The sequence below is a fragment of the Pseudomonas sp. 2VD genome (genome assembly GCF_005503585.1).
Taxonomy (GTDB): domain Bacteria; phylum Pseudomonadota; class Gammaproteobacteria; order Pseudomonadales; family Pseudomonadaceae; genus Pseudomonas; species Pseudomonas aeruginosa.
In genome coordinates this window covers 1-5,141 of the sequence record NZ_SCND01000404.1, presented here as the reverse complement: position 1 = coordinate 5,141, position 5,141 = coordinate 1, and the positions used below count along the sequence as shown (strand labels likewise).

5 protein-coding genes are annotated in these 5,141 nt (G+C 66.9%); 1 reads left to right on the top strand and 4 read right to left on the bottom strand.

Annotated features, from left to right (window positions below; all coding sequences use genetic code 11):
• Positions 1–161: 161 nt before the first annotated feature.
• The 4 genes from FFS27_RS28300 to FFS27_RS28285 all read right to left on the bottom strand — a co-directional run bounded on the left by FFS27_RS28300 (position 162) and on the right by FFS27_RS28285 (position 4,596).
• Positions 162–2,603, bottom strand: coding sequence for a TonB-dependent siderophore receptor (locus tag FFS27_RS28300; protein ID WP_003133342.1), 2,442 nt, complete (start codon positions 2,601–2,603; stop codon positions 162–164).
• A 77-nt stretch (positions 2,604–2,680) separates the two neighbouring features.
• On the bottom strand, positions 2,681–3,523 hold the full coding sequence (locus FFS27_RS28295) for a FecR family protein (protein WP_003101998.1): 843 nt from the start codon (positions 3,521–3,523) through the stop codon (positions 2,681–2,683).
• Positions 3,520–4,044 (bottom strand): RNA polymerase sigma factor, encoded by a 525-nt coding sequence (locus FFS27_RS28290; protein ID WP_003086922.1) that lies wholly within the window; start codon positions 4,042–4,044, stop codon positions 3,520–3,522. The genes FFS27_RS28295 and FFS27_RS28290 overlap by 4 nt, the downstream gene beginning before the upstream one ends.
• Before the next feature lie 228 nt (positions 4,045–4,272).
• Positions 4,273–4,596, bottom strand: coding sequence for a hypothetical protein (locus tag FFS27_RS28285; RefSeq protein ID WP_003082848.1), 324 nt, complete (start codon positions 4,594–4,596; stop codon positions 4,273–4,275).
• Between the two features lie 412 nt (positions 4,597–5,008).
• Here FFS27_RS28285 and FFS27_RS33845 point away from each other — a divergent pair.
• Positions 5,009–5,141: hypothetical protein (locus tag FFS27_RS33845; protein WP_256659676.1), on the top strand; the 133-nt coding region annotated here is incomplete at its 3' end.

Below are 5,141 nucleotides of genomic sequence, written 5' to 3'. Positions count from 1 at the left end.
GAGCGGGACGGCGTACCCTGTCCTTCCCCATTACCTGGCCGACCTGGATCGGCGTCCGGCATTGGACGGAAATGCCTGCCCATGACAACGGGGCCGCCGTCCCTCTGGAAGCACCCTCCCTGCCCACCGGGCCGCCCAGGCCCGGTGGCTCCTCCCTCCCCTCACCAGTTGTGCGTATAGCTCGCCGTCAGCACCGTGCCCGGCGCCGGCAGGTGGCTGGTGTTGTTGTTGTTGCGCAGCAACTGGCTGTAGAGCGGGTAGTAGTCGCGGTTGAACAGGTTCTGGATGCCCAGGCTCAACTGGTCGTCGGGGGTGATGCGGTACTGGCTGACCAGGTCGACCGTGGTGTAGGTGCTGACCTGGCGCCGGCCGAAGCTTTCCACGCCGTCGAGACGGTAGTCCTTGGAGTCGAAGAAGGTGGCCTGCAGGCGGTTGTTCCAGTCGGCATCCGGCTTGTATTGCAGGTAGGCGGTCAGCTTCAGCGGCGGCACGCGGTAGCCGGTCATGTCCTGCCAGTCCTTGCCGTCCGGCTTCTCGCGTCCGCGCATCCAGGTGGCGCTGCCGCCCGCGCCCCAGACTTCGTCGTCGCTGAGCCAGTCGGCGCTGGCCTCGACGCCGTAGATGCGCTCCTTGGTGCGGGTGAGGATCAGGCCGTTGTTGAAGCTCTGCACGTCGCCCAGCTTGGAGGTGGTGTAGAACAGCGCCAGGCTGCCCAGGGTGTTGCCGCCGATGGCGCCACGCCAGCCGAGTTCGTAGTTGTTGGTCTTCACCGGTTCGAGGTTCGAGGAGCCGATATCGAAGCCACGGCGGGCGTTGCGCAGCTGGATGCCGACGTCGGGCAACTGGAAGCCCTGGCTGAAGGAGGCATAGATTTCCTGGCCAGCCACCGGCGAATAGACGATGCCGAGGTTCGACAGCACCGCGTCGTAGTCGAGGTCGCCGCCCTTGACGGTCACCGGCGAGGCGGCCTTGGACTCGGAGAGCGGGACGAAGTCGTCGAATTCGGCGGTGGAGTATTCGTAGCGCAGGCCGCCGTCGATCGACCAGTGTTCGTCGAAGCGATGCTGCAACTGGGCGAACGCGCCGGCGCTGCGGGTGCGTAGCGGCGGCATGTAGGTGAGCTTGCCGATCTTGTCGAAGACCAGCCCGCCGCTGGCGTCGTAGGCCGCCGGGTCGAACACGTCGAGCGGCATGTCGCTGCGTTCCTGGTTGTAGTCGCCGCCCCAGACCAGTTCGGTATTGCCGCTTTCGCCCAGCGGCGTGCGCAGGGTCAGGCGGCTGCCGAACACTTCGCTGTTCTGCATGATCTGGTCGACATTGCCGCCGCGGGTGGAGACGGCGCGGGCGTCGAACGGAGTGAAGCGGGTGAAATAGTCGCGGTAGTAGAGCTGCGCGGAGAGCCGGCTGCCGAGGATGTCGAGGTTCTCGTACTCAAGGTTCGCCAGGGTGTTGCGGATGCGGTTCTGCTCGTCCAGCTCCAGGCCCTTGACCGCGTTGGCCGGGACCGAGCCCGGCGGCAGCCTGGCGACCCTCGGGTCGGTGGCGTAGTCGGTGTCCTGGCGGGCGTCGTAGTGGCTGAGGGCGAGCTGCACGCGCTGGTTCTCGTCGATGCGCAGGCCGAGCTTGCCGCCGATGTTGTAGACGTTCGAGTCGAACAGGTCGCCCTGGCTGGGTTCCGGGGCGATGCGGTCGCCATGGGCGTCGTAGGAAGCGCCGACGTGACGGGTGCCGAAGTCGAACGAATAGTCGAGCGCCCCCAGGGAGCCGGCGAAGTATTGCTGGAACTGGCCGCCGAGGCCATCGCTGCCCAGCCGGGTCAGCGGCGAGGTGGCGCTGAGGCGGGTTTCCGCGCGGTTCTCGCCGCCGGCCGGACGGGTGGTGATGGAGATGATCCCGCCGGTGGCGCCGCTGCCGTAGATGGCGCTGCTGCCACGGATCACCTCGATCCGCTCGATCAGCGCCGGGTCGATGTTGGCCAGGTTGCGCGAGGAGTCGCGGTTGGTGTTCAGCGGCACGCCGTCGACCATCACCAGCATGCTGCGCCCGCGCAGGGTCTGGCCGTATTCGGTGATGGTGCGGCTGGAATCGGACATCCCCGGCACCGCCTTGGCCAGCACGGTGGCCAGGCTGTCGGAGCCCTGGCGCAGCTCCTCCAGTTGGGCATGCTCGATGACGGTGGACTGGCGCGTGGCGGAGACCAGGTCGCTGCTGGTGCGCGAGGCGGTGATTTCCATCTGCTCCATGTCCAGCGGTTCGCTGCGGGCTTGCGTAGCGGGCACGGCGGCTTCGCTGGCCGGAACGACGATGAAGGTATGTTCGTCCCTGGCCTGCGCCTTCAGGCCGCTATCCCTGAGCAACTGGCGCAATGCCTCTTCGGGGGTGAAACGCCCCTTCAGCGCGGGCGCCTGGCGGCCGGCGCCGAGATCGCCAGCGAAAAGGATCTGTACCGAGGATTGTTGCGCGAGGGCGTTGATCGCCTGGCCGAGCGGCGCGGCGGGCAGATCCACGTCGAGCTTTTCCTGGCCCTGGGCCGACACCGCCAGGAGCAGGCTGCTGGCGAGCAATGAAGGACGCAGGTGGCGACTGCGGAGGGAAAAATGCACGTCTCGATTTCCTATGCAGGTTGGCTTTTCCTGGATAGCCGCCACGGCGCGCGGGAAACCCTACCTGCGTCCGAGAATTATTTTCGCGTCGATTTGCGTTGGATCTCGACGCTGCCGTCCTCCTGCCGCGACACGGCCACGGGAAGGATGCTCGGCAGCAGGTCGAGCAGCCGGTCGGCGTTGTGCGCGGCGAAGACGCCGGTCAGCCGGAGGGAGGCCAGGCTGGGGTCGTCCAGGAGAATGGGCGCCTTGCGATAATGGCGCAGCAGCGCGACGGCTTCGCCCAGGGGCGTGCGCTCGAAGACCAGGCGGTCGTCTTTCCAGGCCATCGCCGTGGCGGCATCGACCTTGGCCAGCGGCATCAGTTGCCCGCCAATGGCATCGACCTGCTGGCCCGGCAGGAGCACGACTGGCGCTTGCGCCGTAGCCGAGGTACCGACCTCCACCCGGCCACGCTCCAGGGTCACGCGGACGTCGTCGTCCAGGCGGCGCACGTTGAACCGGGTGCCGAGCACGCGGATGTCGGTCGAACCCGCGGACACCACGAAGGGCCGATAGCGCGCCGGGGATACCTCGAAAAGCACCTGCCCCGCGCGCAACGCGACCCGGCGGCTGAGCGGGTGCCAACTGACCTCGATCTGGCTGCCGCTGTCGAGCAGGAGCTGGCTGCCGTCGGCCAGGGTCACGTCGCGCCGCTCACCGATGGCGGTGGCGAAGCGCTCGCGCTTGTAGGCCGGGTCCAGCCAGGCCAGGGCGCCGATGGCCAGCGCCAGCAATAGCGCGACGCCGGCCGCCTTGCTTGCCTTGCGCGATTTCGGCCGGGAGGGCGGCAGCGGGAACAGGTCCTTCAGCGCGTCGCGATGGCGCTCCAGGGCGTCGTCCAGCGGAACCTGCCCATTCCGTTTCGAGGGCTGGGTCATGGCCGTGCCTCGCCGCGGCCGAGCCGTTCCCGGCAGGCCGCCAGTCCGAGGCGCAGGTGCTTTTCCACGGTCTTGACGGAGATGCCGAGGCGGTCGGCGACTTGCGCCTGGGGAACTTCGTGGATCTTGTGCATGACGAAAACGGCCTGGCAGCGAGGAGGAAGCGTGGCGATGGCGTCGACCAGTGCCTGGAACTCGCGCTCGGCCTCATGGCGACCCATGGGCGTCGCCGCCATGCAGGCGACTTCCGGAAGCTCGGCGACGGCTTCCACCCAGGCGGTTCGACGACGGTCGCTACGATAGCGGCTCACGGCGGCGTCGTGGGAGATTTTCCGCAGCAGGGCCAGGGGCGTGTGCACGTCCTCCTTCTCGTCGCGTTCGAGCAACTGCACGCACACGTCGTGCACCACTTCGCGCGCCATGCCCCGGTCGCCGAAGCGCCGGCGAACATGGTCGACCAGTTCCTCGTAGTGACGAACCAGTGTGGACAACAGCGTCGGCTTGGCGGGATCGAACGGCACGATGCACCCAGGAAAGGAGCCTGGCTCCGAAGAATGGGGGTCGAGTGTAAATGAGAAACAGTCGCAGATGAAAGACCGGTCATCGTCAGGGATTGCCTGGGTTGGCGTGTGTAGCGGGCAGGTGGCTTTCGCCCGACCGCGCAACTGCCGAGCCAGGGCGGAGAGGGATCCCCTTTTCGCCCCGCTACTCAACCCCCCGGCCTTGCCGGGGGGCACCGCCTCCGTCGGTTATCGGTGTCTGCGTGCGTATTCCGCCTCGAACAGCGACAGGGCGTCGCTGAGCAACGACAGCAGGGAACCGGTGATGCGGCAGATGCTTTCGCCGGGCTCTTCGGTTTCGTCGAGCAGGTCGAGGACGCTCAGCGTTCCGATCGCCGACTCCAGCCGGCGGCGGGCGGTGTCGAACAGGTCTTCGCTGGCTGCGCTGCTGTCCAGGTAGAGGGTGGCGCAACCGGGGTGCTGGTTGCATTGCGAGGTGCGTCGCAGGGGGATGAAGGTGGAAGGGGACTGTGCGGTTATTGCGGGATTCGACGTATCATCGGCCTTAGCCATGGGTCAGCTCCTTGATTAGCTGGTCTCTGGTTAGCGGGTCGTAGGTGTTCCTGCACCTGCGGCCCGCGTCTTTTCTGCCCCCAAGAAAACAGATGGACTTGGCGACCCCTCCATCTTCCTCCTACTGGTTTTTTATCCAATTCCTGGGCGTCTGAGAGAGGCTGCGGAAAAGTCTGGGGGAGATGTCCGGCGTTTCCAGGGCATGTCATCCGCCGCTGTCACGGGTATCCGGCGGATAACCGCCAGGCGGTTATTCGCCCTACGGGGTCGGGCCTCAAGCGGGCAGCGCGGGGTCGTTTGTCTGCGCGTAGCGCGGTGGGGGGCTGGGCAACCGGCACGACCCTGCTGACCCTTCCTGACCACCCCGTCAACCCGTAAACTACGCGGTTCCCCTGCCCAGACAAGGACTGCCGTGAACAGCCCCGCCCTGCCCCTTTCCCGTGGCTTGCGCATCCGCGCCGAACTCAAGGAACTGCTGACCCTCGCCGCGCCGATCATGATCGCGCAACTGGCGACCACCGCCATGGGCTTCGTCGATGCGGTGA